16 protein-coding genes and 1 tRNA gene are annotated in these 15,009 nt (G+C 61.3%); 3 read left to right on the top strand and 14 right to left on the bottom strand.

Annotated elements, in window-relative coordinates:
- Window positions 1-293 precede the first annotated feature (293 nt).
- From ACS0VV_RS11280 to ACS0VV_RS11260, 5 genes are all read right to left on the bottom strand, one after another.
- Window positions 294-1,301, bottom strand: coding sequence for an acyl-CoA thioester hydrolase/BAAT C-terminal domain-containing protein (locus ACS0VV_RS11280; RefSeq protein WP_483532796.1), 1,008 nt, complete (start codon window positions 1,299-1,301; stop codon window positions 294-296).
- 98 nt (window positions 1,302-1,399) lie between these two features.
- Complete coding sequence (locus ACS0VV_RS11275; protein ID WP_483532795.1) at window positions 1,400-2,005, bottom strand: response regulator transcription factor; 606 nt, start codon at window positions 2,003-2,005, stop codon at window positions 1,400-1,402.
- Window positions 2,002-3,066 (bottom strand): sensor histidine kinase, encoded by a 1,065-nt coding sequence (locus ACS0VV_RS11270; protein ID WP_483532794.1) that lies wholly within the window; start codon window positions 3,064-3,066, stop codon window positions 2,002-2,004. Before ACS0VV_RS11270 ends, ACS0VV_RS11275 begins: the two co-directional genes overlap by 4 nt.
- A gap of 40 nt (window positions 3,067-3,106) precedes the next feature.
- Window positions 3,107-3,859 carry an ABC transporter permease gene (locus ACS0VV_RS11265; RefSeq protein WP_483532793.1) on the bottom strand — a complete coding sequence of 251 codons (753 nt, stop codon included), beginning with the start codon at window positions 3,857-3,859 and terminating at the stop codon, window positions 3,107-3,109.
- Window positions 3,859-4,779, bottom strand: a complete 921-nt coding sequence (locus ACS0VV_RS11260) for an ABC transporter ATP-binding protein (RefSeq protein ID WP_483532792.1) — start codon at window positions 4,777-4,779, stop codon at window positions 3,859-3,861. The genes ACS0VV_RS11265 and ACS0VV_RS11260 overlap by 1 nt, the downstream gene beginning before the upstream one ends.
- A gap of 265 nt (window positions 4,780-5,044) precedes the next feature.
- On the opposite strand from ACS0VV_RS11260, the gene ACS0VV_RS11255 reads away from it, so the two are divergent.
- From ACS0VV_RS11255 to ACS0VV_RS11245, 3 genes are all read left to right on the top strand, one after another.
- Complete coding sequence (locus ACS0VV_RS11255) at window positions 5,045-5,677, top strand: tyrosine-type recombinase/integrase (protein ID WP_483533538.1); 633 nt, start codon at window positions 5,045-5,047, stop codon at window positions 5,675-5,677.
- Window positions 5,678-5,900: 223 nt separating this feature from the next.
- Window positions 5,901-6,461, top strand: a complete 561-nt coding sequence (locus ACS0VV_RS11250) for a GNAT family N-acetyltransferase (protein ID WP_483532791.1) — start codon at window positions 5,901-5,903, stop codon at window positions 6,459-6,461.
- Between the two features lie 150 nt (window positions 6,462-6,611).
- On the top strand, window positions 6,612-7,184 hold the full coding sequence (locus ACS0VV_RS11245; RefSeq protein ID WP_483532790.1) for an MOSC domain-containing protein: 573 nt from the start codon (window positions 6,612-6,614) through the stop codon (window positions 7,182-7,184).
- Window positions 7,185-7,326: 142 nt separating this feature from the next.
- Here ACS0VV_RS11245 and ACS0VV_RS11240 read toward each other — a convergent pair whose 3' ends face one another.
- The 9 genes from ACS0VV_RS11240 to ACS0VV_RS11200 form a co-directional block, all read right to left on the bottom strand.
- Window positions 7,327-7,812, bottom strand: a complete 486-nt coding sequence (locus ACS0VV_RS11240; protein ID WP_483532789.1) for a DUF5946 family protein — start codon at window positions 7,810-7,812, stop codon at window positions 7,327-7,329.
- 172 nt (window positions 7,813-7,984) lie between these two features.
- The gene (locus ACS0VV_RS11235) at window positions 7,985-8,731 is read right to left on the bottom strand and encodes an HAD family hydrolase (RefSeq protein ID WP_483532788.1); all 747 of its coding nucleotides are present in this window, start codon (window positions 8,729-8,731) and stop codon (window positions 7,985-7,987) included.
- Window positions 8,732-8,766: 35 nt separating this feature from the next.
- Entirely contained in the window at window positions 8,767-9,159 is a 393-nt protein-coding gene (locus ACS0VV_RS11230; protein ID WP_483533537.1) for a GFA family protein, read from the bottom strand.
- The gene (locus ACS0VV_RS11225) at window positions 9,159-9,686 is read right to left on the bottom strand and encodes a DUF2239 family protein (protein ID WP_483532787.1); all 528 of its coding nucleotides are present in this window, start codon (window positions 9,684-9,686) and stop codon (window positions 9,159-9,161) included. Before ACS0VV_RS11225 ends, ACS0VV_RS11230 begins: the two co-directional genes overlap by 1 nt.
- A gap of 179 nt (window positions 9,687-9,865) precedes the next feature.
- Window positions 9,866-10,882: an RNA 3'-terminal phosphate cyclase gene (gene rtcA, locus ACS0VV_RS11220; RefSeq protein ID WP_483532786.1), complete on the bottom strand. Its 1,017-nt coding sequence runs from the start codon at window positions 10,880-10,882 to the stop codon at window positions 9,866-9,868.
- 28 nt (window positions 10,883-10,910) lie between these two features.
- Entirely contained in the window at window positions 10,911-11,366 is a 456-nt protein-coding gene (locus tag ACS0VV_RS11215; protein ID WP_483532785.1) for a hypothetical protein, read from the bottom strand.
- A gap of 30 nt (window positions 11,367-11,396) precedes the next feature.
- Window positions 11,397-12,623 (bottom strand): RtcB family protein, encoded by a 1,227-nt coding sequence (locus ACS0VV_RS11210; RefSeq protein ID WP_483532784.1) that lies wholly within the window; start codon window positions 12,621-12,623, stop codon window positions 11,397-11,399.
- A gap of 459 nt (window positions 12,624-13,082) precedes the next feature.
- Window positions 13,083-14,654, bottom strand: coding sequence for a vWA domain-containing protein (locus tag ACS0VV_RS11205; protein WP_483532783.1), 1,572 nt, complete (start codon window positions 14,652-14,654; stop codon window positions 13,083-13,085).
- A gap of 24 nt (window positions 14,655-14,678) precedes the next feature.
- Window positions 14,679-14,751 (bottom strand) — tRNA-Trp (locus ACS0VV_RS11200).
- Window positions 14,752-15,009 lie beyond the last annotated feature (258 nt).

Genomic DNA, 15,009 nt, shown 5'->3' with positions numbered 1-15,009 from the left:
GCTTCTGTCCAAAGTAGGCGTTCCTAGTGGTTGAATAAGCGACCGGGCTTGGGTCGACGGCTTCCTCAACGGGGCTTCGCGAGGAAGGGCAGCTATCTGTGGTTCACTGCCCGAAACCTGACAGGCAGCAAGCGGCCCAGTTTCTGCCACAACCCAAATGGATTGCGATCGGCAGATTTCAGCTTCACAGTTTGAAGCGAGGAATGTCCGGTATTGGGGTGGCAAGCTGAATTGCTGGTCTGATCGATCCAATGCGGGCATGCCTTGAAAATGATCAGCATTGCCGAGGGGCTTCAGGTATCCGCCATAGCGCGCCTCAGAAAGGCGATTACCCGCGGCCAGCTGTCGATTCGTGCAACGGCATTGCCTTCCACGCTGCCGCCATATTCTCCGAGCCGTGAGTAAAAGCGGTGATCGCGCGCAATCGGCGGGCCGAACACGAAATGACCGGCATCCTTATAGGATAGCACGGTGACAGGCGGGCCGGAGCGAGCCCTGCTGCGCGCGGCGACCTGCTGCGCCATCGGGCAGGCAGGCCACATTGTTTCCGCCTCGCCGCACACGAGCAGCACTTCGGCCCGACCGTGTTCGATCGGGATCGCGGCGCGTTCTGCTTCGGCCTGGCGGGCCGAGTCCTCGATCGTGCGATAGACGCTGATGATGCCATCGGCCTGATCCCAGTCGCCGAACGGCATGGTCGCCACTTCCATGCCATTTGCGGTCCATGACGAGCGTTCGCTTTGCCCGCCGCTGGCCCAATTGACGCCGTTCCACGCAACGCTGGTCGGCATCCCGGCGACCACAGCGGTCAGATCAGGACGGCGCGAGGCGACCAGCAGCGCGGCCTCCGCGCCCTTGGATGCGCCCATCACCGCAATCCGCGCCGGATCGACACCGGGTTGCGTCTTCAGCCAATCGAGCCCCTTGTCGAACAGTTCAAGCCGGATACCCTCAAGCGCATCTGTCTGGCCCGGCGCGCCGAAATAGGCGAGGTGAAAGACGGCAAAGCCCTCCTTCTGCAAAGCCAGCGCCATCTGGTGCGCGCCGCCGCCCAGCCCGCCTTCCGATCCGCCGAGCAGCAGCACCGCCGGGTGCGGGCCGGGGCCGGCATCCGGGCCTTGCGCGGGGAAGTAGTTACCGAAAAGCTCTCCCTGCACGATCCGCGTGCCGGTCGGGCCGGGGGCAAGGACCTCAATCTCGGGCAGACCGTAGCGATCCGGCGCCAGCCCTTTGAATAACGCTGCCCCGCCCAGCAAGGCGGCGAGCGCGGCGGTCACCATGGCTGCATTTTTCCACTTCATCGTCAAACTCCTTTGTTGATTTAAGGAGTGCTGCAAGGTGCGCAGGCCGTGCAGTGCATGGTGTCAGCCGGGCGAGGTGACAAGCGTCATGCCGCCAGTCACAGCCACCCCTTTTCGCGCGCGATACGCCCGGCTTCGATCCGGCTCGCGGCGAACAGCTTGGCCGAGGCTTCAGAGAGGTAGTTACGGACCGTGCCGGGAGAGAGATCGAGCTGGCGGGCGATTTCCTTGTTCGAGCGGCCTTCATCGGCGAGCCTCAACACATCGCGTTCGCGTTCCGTGAGCGGATTGGCGGGCGCGTCCCAGGCGAGTTCGGCCAGTTCCGGTGCAATCGCGCGCCCCCCTGCAGCAACCTTACGGATCGCGGCGGCAAGGGCTTCGGCGGGGGTGTCCTTGAGCAGATAGCCGCGCACACCCGCATCCATCGCGCGACGCAAATAGCCCGCGCGGCCAAAGGTGGTGACGATCAGCACCCGCGCCGCCAGCCCCTCGTGTGCGATAGCCTCTGCTACATCAAGGCCGCTCATCTGCGGCATTTCGATGTCGGAGAGGAGGATATCTGGCTTATTCTCTCGCACCGCGTCGAGCGCGGCGGCACCATCACCCACACGGGCAATGATCTCGATATCGCCTTCAAGGCCGAGCAAGGTTGCCAGTGCGCCCAACACCAATGCCTGATCTTCGGCGATCACGATGCGGATCATGCGAGCGCCCCCTGCGGCACGCGTGCCGTCAGCCGTGTGCCGCGTGTATCACCCTCGATGGCCAGTTCGCCCCCTGCTGCCGTGAGGCGCGAGGTGAGGCCAGCGAGCCCTCCGCCGGGGCGCACGGCCTGCCCATTGCCATCGTCGCTGACCTTGAGTTCGAGCCCGCCTGCCTGCTGGATCAGCGCAATCCGGCATGTGCCCGCGCCCGAGTGGCGGATGACGTTGGTCACCGCCTCGCGCAAGGCCATGGCGAGCACCGCGCTGGTGCCCGGATCAATGGCCTCGGCGTCGCCTTCAACCTCGCAGGCGATCCCGGCTGCGGCCAGCGCGGTCTTGGACCCGGCGATTTCGCGGGCAAGGCTCGCACCCGTCATCCCGCTAACCGCGGCGCGGACCTCGGCCAGCCCCTCTCGTGCAGCGGCGGCGACGTCGCGCATTTCGGCCACTGCCCTGTTCGGCGCAGAATCCGCAAGGCGCGCGGCGAGATCAGCCTTGATCGCGATGAGGGTCAGCGTGCGGCCGAGCAGATCATGCAGATCGCGTCCGATGCGCTCACGTTCGGCGGCGGCGGCGAATTGGCGCACCTCGGTCTGCGCCGCAGCAAGAGCGGCGTTCTTGTCCTGGAGGGCCGCGCGCGAGAGATTGCCGATGCCAACCATGATCATCAGGAACACGCCGAACAGCCAGTAGATGACGGGTTGACCGGTCGCCAGCCCCAGCGCGGCGCTGGCAGCGGCGAACACAGCTACGCCGATGCTGGCATGCCGAGCCGGACGCAGTTCGGCGATCATCGCAGCGGCATAGATCGACACGACCGTCCAGTTGCTGTTCGTGTATGCCAGCGCAAAGGAGAGAAGCAAAGATGCTACCGCCAGCGCCAAAAGCCGTGCACCTTCGGCCTTTAAGGACAGGAAATAGATCCACAGGAAAATCGCCAGCCCGATTCCCGCTGCGATCATCTGCGGCGGGCTCGGAAGAACGATCAGCCACGGGATGAAGAACAGCGGCAGATAGGCCAGCCATATGGCTGGATGGTCGATGCCCTCCCACCGGAGCATCCGGCCCCTGGTCTTTGCATGTAGCCCGGCCTTGCTCATCTTACCGCGCCTGCGTCCGCTCGCCCGTCCAGGCGAACAGCGCGGCAGCAAGCGTGGTGAGCGCCAGCGGACCGGCATGCAACCACGCGTTCGCAGCATCGCGCTGACCCGCGGCCATCAGCGCCAGCTCGCCAAGGTGATAGGACGGCAGCGCCCAAGCGATAGTCTGCATGGCCTGCGGCAAGACGGAAATCGGCATCCAAAGCCCCCCAAGCACGGCCATCGCCAGGAACACAATGTTGGCAACCGCTATCGCACCTTTCTGGCCAAGCCGGTAACCAATGCCAAGCCCGATCAGCGCAAAGGGGATGATCGCCAACGTGTGAACTCCCGCGAGCAACGCCCATTGGCCGGCATCAAGCCGCACGCCCCCTGCGATCCCGAGCGCATAGAGCAGCGCGAAAGCAAGGAAGCTGAAGGCGGCCGTCGCCACAAGCTTGGCGGCGATCTGCGCGCCTGCGGGCATAGGCGAAAGACGCTTTAGCTCCAGCTGACCGCTCTCGCGCTCGGCGGCGATATTGGCGCCGAAGCCGAACAGCGCCGGCCCCATTACCGCAAACACGCCGAAGGTAGCTAAGGCCCGGGTCGCGCCGTCCGCGCTGCCCTGCCCAATGGCGAGCGCGAACAGCGCATAGAAGGCTGGCGGCAGCGCGATGGTGGGAATGATGAATTGCGGCATCCTTGCCGACTTCACGATCTCGGCCCGGCTTTCGCGGGCATAGACGGCGGGTGCGGGTGCGATCAGAGCGGACATCATGCGACCTCCTTCAGGGCGGTGCGGTTGGACTGGACAAGATTGGCGAGGGCATCTTCGAGGCTCGCCCCGGTGACTTCAAAGTGCTGGAGCGCCGGATCGATTGCGAAAGCGGCCTCAAGGCTGGCGCGCGGTGCGGTGGTCAGGACTGAAAGGTCAGCGCCAACCGTCTCCACCTTGGCCACGCCGGGCAGAGCGCGGAAGCGTTCGGCCGGAAGGCGGGTGCGCAGACGGATCGCGGTCGCGGCGACCTGCGCCTTGATTGCGGCCGGCGTGCCATCGGCGATGATGCGCCCGCCTGCGATCACCACGATCCGGTCCGCCAGCGCTTCGGCTTCGTCCATGTGGTGCGTGGCGAGCAGCACGCCTGCGCCCGCATCGGCCTTGGCGCGGACCACGTCCCACATGGCACGGCGGGCATCGGGATCGAAGCCGGTGGTCGGTTCATCCAGCACCAGCAGATCGGGCGCCCCGGCGATGGCGATGGCGAACTGCACCTTGCGCGCCTCACCGCCTGACAGCCGGTCACACCGGCGACTGGCAAGCTCTGTCAGGCCAGCCTGTTCGAGCACCGCGGAAATCGGGAGGCGGCGGGCGAAATAGCCCGCGTGCAGATCGACCGCCTCGGCCACGGTCAGCGTTTCGGGCAGGCCGCCTGCTTGCAGCATAATCCCCATCCGCGCTCGGGCGTGCCGGTCGGCGGGGTCGAACCCGAACAGGCTCACGCGGCCGCTATCGGCCCGTAACCGGCCGGTCAACAGCCCCGCAACGGTGGACTTGCCCGCACCGTTGGGGCCAAGCAGCGCGGTGACCGATCCGGCCGCAAGCGTGAAGTCGAATGCTTCAAGCACCCGGTGCGTGCCGTAAGCCTTGGTCGCGCCATCAAGTGCGGCGATGGTCGAAGAATGGTTGGAAAGCATGATCGTTCTCCTGACTGTGGAGCCCGATCTAGCCCGCTGTCGCATGGGTCAGCAGTGCCCGGTGTCAGCGCGGCGACATGACGGATGTCACCCCCGGCGCGGATAAGGCAAGCGCGGCGGAAATGCGAACGTCCGCTTCGGGTCGCTTGCGGAATGTCTGCTTGCCGGTCTTTGAAGACGAAAACGGACAGTCTGCAACCGGCCCAGATCTTTACCTTCTTCGGATGCTCTTCCCTTGGCCAATGACGGCCTAGGAGAAAAGACAATGGGATACTCACGATTTGATCCTGCCATGCAGAGACGCGTGGCCTGGAACGCCGGCAAAGACGTCGGAACCAAGCGCCCGCTAACGCAAAAACAGATATGGGCGATCCGCTTTCACCTCGATCGCGAAGGCCGGTTGAGAGACAAGGCGCTCTTCGATCTCGCCATCGATAGCAAGTTGCGCGGCTGCGATCTGGTGAAGATCAAGATTGGCGATGTGGTCGCCGGCGCTGACATCCGCAATCGTGCGATCGTCGTTCAGCGGAAGACCAATCGACCAGTCCAGTTCGAACTCACCGCCGATGTGCGAACGACATTACTTGCATGGCTAGAACGACGGGGCGGTTCGACGGGCGATTACCTTTTCCCAAGCAGGGTTGATCATGCCGGACACATGAGCACGCGCCAGTATGCCCGCCTCGTCGATGAATGGGTGACTGCGATTGGTCTTCGGAAGTCCGAATACGGAACGCATTCGCTTCGGCGGACAAAAGCCGCAATGATCTATCGGGCCACCGGCAACATTCGGGCGATCCAGATTTTGCTGGGGCACACCAAAATCGAGAACACGGTCCGCTATCTCGGGGTCGATGTTGAGGACGCTTTGCTCCTGGCAGAGAGAACTGAAATCTGATTGGTTCAAGCGGTCGGCTGTCAGCTTCGGCCGACCGCTTTCAGGCACCAGTCGCTGCGAAGTGGCCAGCGGGAATTGGGTGGCTTTGCGACTGTCCGCTTTCCAATTTCAATGGACGGATAGTTGCGGGGTGAATTAGAAGGACAGGATGACCTGCGGAGGCGTTGATCCATTGCTCTTGAACGCGTGGCTATCGGCTCGCTCGATCGCACGCGGACTGCCGATGCCGGTCCCAGAATATGGAGGATTTCGCGTCGATACAAACGCGAATGACGAAATTGCTCGCTGGGTCTTTCCGAAAGCGGAGCCGCGACTAACAACGCTTGCTCAGACCATCAGTGAGCCGGGCTATCTCCTGAAGCTTTGCGGTTCGGCCGACGGACTTAGCGCCCTACTACCTGCGCAGTGGACGCTCCACCATCCGGGCTACTTCATGCAAGCCTCGGCAGAACCCGCAGCGAGGAGGCTGGCTGTGGGTTATCAGATCCGGGTCAGACGCGACGGGGCCGTGACCCACGCACAAATATTTTGCGATACAGGGGAACTGGCTGCGGAAGGCTACGCCGCAGAGACAGCTGATGTCTTCATATATGACCGTATCATAACGCAACTTCCGCATCGCCGAAAAGGCTTGGCGCAAGTCCTGATGGCAAACCTTTATGCAGCGCGGCAGATCGATGGACCTCAGGTGCTTGTTGCAACGGAAGCTGGCAGAGTTCTCTATTCAGCATTGGGGTGGGAGACGGTTTCGCCCTATTCCACAGCATCAATCAGCAGACCCTGAGTCCGTTTCGGGGTCGTTTGCCGAATGGCAGCAACTTTTCGCGACCGGAGTCAAGCCGCCGAGCCGCTTTCGATATCGCGCGCGGGCCCGGCGCATGGCCGGTCGCGGGTGCTTTGCTGAATGGCCGCTTGTGGTCTTGCGTGAACTGTGATGGGGGTGGCCGATGCGGGAGCTTCCAACATGAGCGGTCAAGTTCTTGCTGTTGCGATGGATGGAAGCCATCGCTTCTCAAAGCAGATCGTGCGCGAAATCACGATTGTTGCGGGCCTTGAGGTAGACGGAGATGCGCACCAGGGCGTGACGGTGAAGCATCGTTCGCGGGTCAAGGCTGATCCAACCCAACCAAATCTTCGCCAGGTGCACCTCATCCATTCCGAACTGTTCGACGAAGTCGCAGAGCAAGGTTTTCGAATTGGGCCCGCTGACCTGGGCGAGAACATCACGACCAAGGGGATAGATTTGCTTGGCCTCCCGCGGGGAGCACACCTTAGGGTCGGCGAGGAAGTGGTTCTCGAGATTAGTGGCCTTCGCAATCCCTGTGTTCAAATCGATAACTGGCAGAAGGGATTGCTGTCTGTGGTGCTCGACCGGGGACCAAACGGCAAGCTGATCCGCAAATCCGGTATAATGTCCGCCGTATTGAGAGGCGGGCGTGTGCGTGCCGGTGATCGCATCGTTGTCGAGTTGCCCCAACCGCCATTCTTGCCGCTAGAGCGAGTGTAATCCGCCGCGCGCTTCTGACCGTAATGGGGTCGGTGTCCAGATGGCGGCCGCTGGCGGAAACAGGCCGAAGCAGCCGTATAGATTTCGGGATCGCGGACTGGCCTCACCTATGATCGGTGATGGGCGGATTCCGCAGTTCCAGCTAAAGAGACTTCAGCATCGCGACGGTCTGATCTTTGAGCTCGGCCCAAGCGTGGAATGCGCAGTCGGCCCATGCCTTCACCGCCGATACATGATTTGTGTCCCCTTGGGCGAGAACGTCCTCAAGTGTGACATCGAAATGTGCGGGAGGCGGCGGCAGCGCCGGGAAGGGACCAGCCACCAGCTTCTGCATGACAGACGGAATTCTCGAGTGTGCTTCCTTTTTATGAAGGGACAAGTAAAGGGCTGCATAGTGAACCCAGACGGATTGTAGGGCACGTCTGTCTGAAGCATCGCCGGGATGTTGCAGCGCATAGGCGTCCACTGTCAGTCGGTGGACGGCACCAAATAACATCGGGTTCTCATATTCGCGCGCCAGAAGCTCACCATATGCCTTCCAACACCCTGGAGATGAAAGCATATATTGGTGCGTGTGACCTTCGACAGCCACAAAACTGCCGCCGCAAGCAAAGCACTTATCCCTCATAAGAATACCTCACCGAACCGCGCCCCTCATGCAACCTGGATCAATGCCGACATTGTAGAGATTAAGCTACATGGGCGTTTTCAAAATGGTGGCTTCCGCCAAGAATCCCGTTGCAGCTACATGGCAGGCACAGTCGTTGTGAACGCTGCCGCAAAGGTTGGCTCCGGGTTGTTTAAGGGTCTTGCCACTGCATAACTTGCATGAGTTCCCTGACGGTGCAGTCCCCTGACCACAGTGCTGCAGCCCAACCGCATACTCTTGCCGCTTCCACGTTGTCGATTTTGTCGTCGATGAAGAAGATGGCTTCGGGTTCGATGTGCACAGCGGTTTCAACCGCCCGGTAGAAGGCATGATCGGGCTTGGAAAAGCCGAGCGAGGCAGCGTAATGTATGCCGTCGAAGCTATCTCTCAGCGCCAGACGATCCCAAAGGTAGGCGGCACGTTGATGCTCCTGGACTGTCGCCAGATGGAGTTCGAAGCCTTCCATTCGCAGCTGCTGAAGCTCTGCCAGCAAACGCTCGTCGATATGCGCGTCGTTTTCGAACCAGTATTCGATCAGGGTTGTCGGAGAGACCGAGGGCGCAATTTCGGCAAGAGCGAGTGCCAGTCGATCCCGCAGAGCAGCACGTCCGTGCACGACATCAGACCAATGGCGGCGAAAGAATCTGTCATGCAGCAAGGCAGGCGGGATGCCGAGGTCGTGTTCGAGATTGGCGGCCCAGCCACCCATATTCGGGTGCGTAATGAGCACGCCGTCTACATCTACCATGATTGCCTTGCGTCGCATACTTCCACCCTTACCCTCTTCTCCGAAGGCACGCGAGGGCTGCCAAGAGGTCAGTTTTCGAATGGCGGCTGCTGATGAAAATCGGTTGATACCGCCCCGCAGGGTCCGGGATCGCGCATCAATCCCGCTCATGACCCGTGAGGTGTGCGTGGGATAAGGGAAGCGCATTACAGATGATGTTGGGTTTCAGCCCCAGTGATGCTGACCCAGGGGTGCCTGCTTTTCTCGTATATCGAATATGCAGGATGCGGAAAATCTGCCTCATCGAAAAGACCTAGAGGGACCGCGATCAGGTCAGGCCACTCATCGATCATGTAGGACACCGTCGATCCGCAGCTCGGGCAAAACCGGTAAGTGACCTCGCGTCCACTGTCAGCAGTCCGAACAAATTCAACCCAGTTACCCTCAACGGTCACGGCGTCGACGAGAAAGCGAACTTGTGCCGAAAAAGCGCTCCCGGTCCGTTGCTGGCAGGCACGGCAGTGACAGACAGAAAGTCTGAGGGGCTCACCTGAGCAATTCGCTCTAAGGTGACCGCAACGGCAAGAGGCGACGCGCATCATTTTGTTTCCTGATCGCCCGCAGCTGCGTTGAGCACGCTGTTGATATAGAGCCGTACGTCTTCCGGCCAGTGCGCAATGGTTGATGCAAACATGGTGGCATCCGATCGGTATAGCGCGCGCAGCGCCTCCTCGTAGCCTTCCATATCGCCGCAAAGGCCCTGCATGAATCGATAGGCCGCGTCTTGGCGCTCACGGACAGTGCGCCCCTGTGAGCGTGCAACATCGACGAGACGTCGAAGCGCAGCAGAAGCGCCGCCGCTTTGTTGAGAGAGCCACTCCCAGTGTCGCGGAAGCAGCGTCACCTCACGCGCCTGAACCCCCAGTTTTGGGCGCCCAACAGGTTGGGGCGTGGTCCCGGCCATTGTTCCCCGAAAATCGAGGTCGGTCACCCGCCCGGTTTCGTCATCGAAGACGAGGATGGTTTCTTTGTGCTCCGCAAAGTCCGACAGGATTTGCCTTTGGACTTCATCGCGCGTGCCCGAGGCGACCCTCTGGTGCGCGAGAAAAGCCGTGAAATTCGTCATCTTCGATTGCCTCCTGAGAGGCGGTATTATACCCGGGTGAAAATAGAGTCAATTATATCCGGGTAATAATATCCTCGCGCTTAATCAGTGTCCGTATCTGGGGGCGGAAGCCAAATGGCGGCCTTCTTCACTTTTGGCTCCAAAAGCTGACAGTCCTCTTCCGGCCCAATTCGCGCCAGTTAGTAAACCTCTGCGAGATGTGCCCCGTCAGCGGTTTCCGCGAAGCGAAAGCCCCTGCCGGAAAATCGTTCGATCAAGTCTACAGCGGTGCGCGTGTGCGCACTGAGCTTGACTGTGGTGAACGCTCCACGGCCCGCCATTGCAAACGGCAGCAGCAACTGGTCCTGCATATAGGGCCCGGCAAAGGCCTGCGACGCCAGATAACCTGCCATCCGCTTGGCCACAGTCTTTGCCAGGCGCTCCGCAGGTACGCCGAGCTTGCCGAAGCCAGACATGACTTCGGTGACGTGTTCGAATTCGGCTACCATAATCAGGGCATTCCCCGGGCCATTCTCGGCCGGGAGTTGCACTGGAGCGAAGGCTTCTTCCGGCCATTCGGCCAGCACTTTGCGTGCCACCGTCAGTTCGCGGTCAGCGATGTCGAACGGGATTCCGGCGACCAGTGCTTCTACCTTGCCCGCCTTGAACGCGCCGCGATCAACGCATTCGATTGGGCTCAGTGGCGATGGCTCAATGTCCACGACGATGCGCCCGCCACCGCGCGGGTAGAAGCCGTGACGTTCCAGCCTGATGGATAGATTTGGCCCCATCCGGTCTAGCACCGGCAACAGCGTCTTCTGCAGGAATTCGAAAGGCGGTGCGGCCATCGCATGGGTGCCGCCCTCGATCAGCAGCCGCGACGGTGCGTCAGCCAGCATCAGCGGCACCAACACGGTTTGGAGCACAAGCCCGGTCGAACCGGCGGTACCGACTGCGAAGTGGTATTCGCCGCCGCGCACGCTGCCGGGCTGAAAGGTCAGCTCGCTGGCACCAACCGTCAGCCCGGAGCATTCCGCTCCGCCGATGGCACAGGCCGCTTCCAGCGCGGTAACATGCTGGCGCATCAGGCCGGGCTTGGGCCTGCCCCCGCGGATGTTCCGGATGGTGAAGGGCTCGCCGGTCAGCAGCGACAGGGCTGCGGAATACCGCAAGACCTGCCCACCGCCTTCGCCTTCAGAGCCGTCGATTGTGATCATTCTCGTTCTACTATCTAACTATCTGTACTTAGACTGCAGGCATCCACCAAAACATCCAAGGGTCAGACTCACGGTTATCGGATGTCCTAATTCCAAAATCGCCACGCCCAATTTCGACGTCTGCCAACGCAGCGGTCAAAAACCGTAGGCGTGCATCGCCCACAATCATCGTGAGCTTCTGGCCATCAGGCTCAAGGATCAGATCTGGCGCGTCGGGATCAAACTCGATCTGCATTTTGTCGAACTTGCCTTTGGTTTTGTGCCCGTAGTTCGGGACGCTGAGTATCGCGTCCGTCACAGAACCCAAATCCAAGGTTCGATAGCAGGGTTCGCCACCTCGCATTCGATCGAGCAAATTTCGGAGCGACCTGCAGCCCGTCTGATCACCAGTGAAATGCCAGCCCCGCCAAGAACGGTTCGGCTCAGCGTAGCGCCAGATAAAGATGCGACCTTCCTGGTGCCATTCGTTCACCCAGTCTCGCATGAAGGCCTCCCAATGGCGGCGTGAAGGGTGTTACCCCTTCACACACACCACCTGTTTCAGCGTATGCACGATCTCGACCAGATCGGCCTGTGCGGCCATTACGGCTTCGATCGGCTTGTAGGCCTTGGGCGTTTCGTCAATCACGCCCTCGTCCTTGCGGCATTCGACACCGGCGGTATCGGCGATATGCTCGTCGAGCGTCACCAGCTTCTTCGCCTGGGTTCGGGACATGACCCGACCCGCACCGTGCGAGCAGCTGTCGAAGCTCTCGGCATTGCCAAGCCCGCGCACGATGAAGCTCTTCGCGCCCATCGAGCCCGGAATGATGCCCATTGTGCCTTTCGCCGCGCGCACCGCCCCCTTGCGGGTGACGAGCACGTTTTCGCCGAAATGGTGTTCGCGCGTCACATAATTGTGATGGCAGTTCACCGCTTCGCATTCGGCCTCGAACGGCTTGGCGATCTGGCTGCGCAGCGCGTCGAGCACATGCGTCATCATCACACGCCGGTTAAGCGCCGCAAAGTCCTGCGCCCATTCGACCGCTTCGACATAGTCGTCGAAATGGTCAGTCCCTTCGGGGAAATAGGCGAGGTCCTGATCCGGCAGGTTGATATGCCACTTGCGCATGTCTTGCTTGGCCAGCTCGATGAAGAACGTGCCGATCGCGTTACCCACCCCTCGCGAACCCGAGTGGAGCATGACCCACACCCGCTGCTCGCTATCGAGGCACAGCTCGATAAAGTGGTTGCCGGTTCCCAGCGTCCCCAGATGCACGAGGTTGTTCGTGTTCTTGAGGCGCGGGTACTTGGCAACGATCTGTCCGAACCGTTCGGCGAGCTTTGCCCAGGCATCGACCACGGACGGAGGCGGATCGCCCCACGAACCCTTGTCACGCTTGCCGCGCCCGACATCGCGGCCATGCGGCACCGCCGCCTCGATCGCGGACCGGATACCGGCAAGGTTGTCCGGCAGGTCGCTCGCGACGAGCGAGGTGCGCGCGGCCATCATGCCGCAGCCAATGTCGACGCCGACAGCCGCCGGAATCACCGCGCCCTTGGTCGGGATAACCGAACCCACGGTCGCGCCGATCCCGACATGGACGTCGGGCATGGCGGCAACGTGTTTGAAGATGAAAGGCATCTGCGCCGCCTTGGTCAGCTGCTCGCGCGCCTTGTCATCAACCGGCACGCCGCGCGTCCACATCTTGATCGGCGATCCGCCTTCCACTTCCTGAAATTCATACGTCGTCTGGGTCATGGTGACCTCCTGAAAACCTTTTTGGGTGCTGGCGACGAGGATTGGCAAGACTTCTCCGGTCCACGCGGACCGGGGGCGGGTTCGAACCGCCTATTGTACCGATGTAGTCCTGACCGGCATTCGCCAGCGTAAATTGCTTTTTTGGGTTCACGGCGACGAGGTTCTGGAAAGACGTTCCTGCTCTACCCACTGAGCTACAGGCCCGTATTTGGTGGACCTGGCGGGATTCGAACCCGCGACATGGCGATTACAAGTCGATGTAGTCCTTCCGGCATCCGCCGTGAATTTGGAAAAGGTCGGGGCAACGAGTGTTGGTGAGACAATCGGCCCTTAAGCTACGTTCCGGCGGCGGGATTCGAACCCGCATCTCCCCGCAGGATTGCTCCCATGGGGCGCTTTACTCGTCGGGCCTGCTCGGAATATGTAGTCCCACCGGCATTTGCCCCGACCTCTGATATTTTAAACCTCCACTTCGTTGACGATCTCGACCCAATCTTTCGCATCGCCGTTGGCGAAGCGTGCCATTGCGTCGAACACCGAGTCGGTGAAACCACCGACATTCATTATGTCCTTGCGATCTTTCGCCTGCGTCGAGCCGTAAGGCTGGATGTCGATGCAGATCAGCTTCGCACCCGGGTTACGGGCCTTCAGCTTGTTCCACTCCTTCATCGTCGCCGAAGCATCGCCATAGGACCCCCAAACTCCTCGGGGACGCGGCGCATCGAACCAGGACTCATTGTCCGAAACGATGACTACACAATCGACCATCGCCTTCTCGCGGTTCAGCAAGGCAAGCGGGGCCGAGACGTTGGTTCCGCCACCGCCGACCCCCGCCAGCTTTGCGGCATTCACCGCCACGCGGGCCTTTGGATCAAGCTTGAGCTCCACCACGTCCACTTCGAACGGCAGCACGCGGGTCTGCGAATTGCTCCGCAGCATCGTGGCCGAAACCAGCGCGGCGATGTCGATGCAGCGTACGACCGAAGTCGCACCCTTTCGATAACCGGTCGCAGGCGAACTCATCGAGCCCGACACGTCCGGACACACCACGACATTACCTTCCAGCACCGGGACCTTCGCAAGCGACAGGTCCAGAGCCTTCTCAAGCGCAGCCTGCACCGCCAGCGGGACGCCGTCACCGACTTGAGTCAGCGCCGTCATCAACTGGTAGGGCATCGGCTTCACGCGGGCGATGGCATCGGGATCGGCCAGCCGCGCAGCAACCATCTCGGTCACTCCGTCGATCTGGAACACTCCCTTACGCGCCAGCGTGTTGAGATTCATCCGCAACGCCTGCCACCCGATGCGCTCTGCCAGCACGGCCCACTGTTTCGCGGTCAGTTCGAAGGCGGTCAGCCATTCGAAGGGCACATCGGGCAAAGGCCGCGAACGGTCCGCCTTCCACGCCTCGAATTCGGCGATCTCCTTCGGTAGCGCCGCGACATCATAGGGCTTGCCGATCAGCCAGCCGTAGAAGGCACGCCGTTCGGCCGAAGCCGGAGCCGGGTGAACCATCTTTACGATATCCGCGAGGCTCGGATCACTACCCGTTGCCGCTTGCATCAGCTGGCGGGTCGAGGCATTTTCCAGCCATTCACGCACCAGCCGCTTCGGCCGCGAGCCCAGCGAAGTCCGCCCGGTCTGCCCCGAACGCATGATCTGCACGAAGTTGCGCAGCATGCGGCCGTTATCGATCACGCGCTTGAACACCGGGACCATCAGGTCCGGATCGGACATCGACAGCACTGCAGTGAGCAATGCCGGCATATCCTTCATCGCGCCCGACTGGCGAGCATAGATCGCACACTTGGCGACCCACTCGGCGTCGACCGCCCAGGCCGCTTCGAGCGCCTTGGCAAGCTGGTCCTGCGCATCGGCGTAGAAACCGTCCGACAAGGTGCCGGTTGCTGCAAGCTGCGCGAGCAGAGCTTCGGGGCCATAGGCATAAGCGTTGCCACCTGCCTGGTTTACCGTGTCAGTGCGCGGCAGCAACTTCGCCAGCGCAGAGGAAAAAAGTGTCTTGTTGGCCATAGTCCAACTCCTTCGCGTCATGGGTGGCACCGGTGGCCGGAATCGAACCGGCGGACGTCGGATTTGGAGTCCGGATCGCGCCCATGCGCTCACCGATCCACCCTTGAACTGTCTGGCGGGTGTGGGTGGCCGGCCCATTCCGACCACCCGTTTCCGCCGCTTCATGCCGGACGTTCGACTGGCCCGACGGTGTGGGTGACGCATGAGGCGTGCCAATTCGGAGTTGAGTGCGGCGACTTTCTTATAAGATTATGAAATAAGGATGAAAATCTGGTTTTGCGCTTCCGCCAGCCGACTTGTCGTTGCAAAGAAAATCTATCCTCTTGTATCGCCAACGATAAAATTTTATCAGAGT

Source organism: Aurantiacibacter sp. KMU-128 (assembly GCF_056933515.1).
The sequence above is the reverse complement of the archived record's forward strand: the minus strand, read 5'-3'. Positions and strand labels throughout refer to the sequence as shown.

Bases quoted from the DNA above. Each gene is read 5' to 3' on its own strand.
- ACS0VV_RS11240 (WP_483532789.1), bottom strand. From the start codon at position 7,812: ATGAGGGATAAGTGCTTTGCTTGCGGCGGCAGTTTTGTGGCTGTCGAA.
- ACS0VV_RS11245 (WP_483532790.1), top strand. From the start codon at position 6,612: ATGGGGGTGGCCGATGCGGGAGCTTCCAACATGAGCGGTCAAGTTCTT.
- ACS0VV_RS11210 (WP_483532784.1), bottom strand. From the start codon at position 12,623: ATGACCCAGACGACGTATGAATTTCAGGAAGTGGAAGGCGGATCGCCG.
- ACS0VV_RS11205 (WP_483532783.1), bottom strand. From the start codon at position 14,654: ATGGCCAACAAGACACTTTTTTCCTCTGCGCTGGCGAAGTTGCTGCCG.
- ACS0VV_RS11265 (WP_483532793.1), bottom strand. From the start codon at position 3,859: ATGTCCGCTCTGATCGCACCCGCACCCGCCGTCTATGCCCGCGAAAGC.
- ACS0VV_RS11230 (WP_483533537.1), bottom strand. From the start codon at position 9,159: ATGCGCGTCGCCTCTTGCCGTTGCGGTCACCTTAGAGCGAATTGCTCA.
- ACS0VV_RS11280 (WP_483532796.1), bottom strand. From the start codon at position 1,301: ATGAAGTGGAAAAATGCAGCCATGGTGACCGCCGCGCTCGCCGCCTTG.
- ACS0VV_RS11275 (WP_483532795.1), bottom strand. From the start codon at position 2,005: ATGATCCGCATCGTGATCGCCGAAGATCAGGCATTGGTGTTGGGCGCA.
- ACS0VV_RS11270 (WP_483532794.1), bottom strand. From the start codon at position 3,066: ATGCTCCGGTGGGAGGGCATCGACCATCCAGCCATATGGCTGGCCTAT.
- ACS0VV_RS11255 (WP_483533538.1), top strand. From the start codon at position 5,045: ATGGGATACTCACGATTTGATCCTGCCATGCAGAGACGCGTGGCCTGG.
- ACS0VV_RS11235 (WP_483532788.1), bottom strand. From the start codon at position 8,731: ATGAGCGGGATTGATGCGCGATCCCGGACCCTGCGGGGCGGTATCAAC.
- ACS0VV_RS11215 (WP_483532785.1), bottom strand. From the start codon at position 11,366: ATGCGAGACTGGGTGAACGAATGGCACCAGGAAGGTCGCATCTTTATC.
- ACS0VV_RS11225 (WP_483532787.1), bottom strand. From the start codon at position 9,686: ATGACGAATTTCACGGCTTTTCTCGCGCACCAGAGGGTCGCCTCGGGC.
- rtcA (WP_483532786.1), bottom strand. From the start codon at position 10,882: ATGATCACAATCGACGGCTCTGAAGGCGAAGGCGGTGGGCAGGTCTTG.
- ACS0VV_RS11260 (WP_483532792.1), bottom strand. From the start codon at position 4,779: ATGCTTTCCAACCATTCTTCGACCATCGCCGCACTTGATGGCGCGACC.
- ACS0VV_RS11250 (WP_483532791.1), top strand. From the start codon at position 5,901: ATGCCGGTCCCAGAATATGGAGGATTTCGCGTCGATACAAACGCGAAT.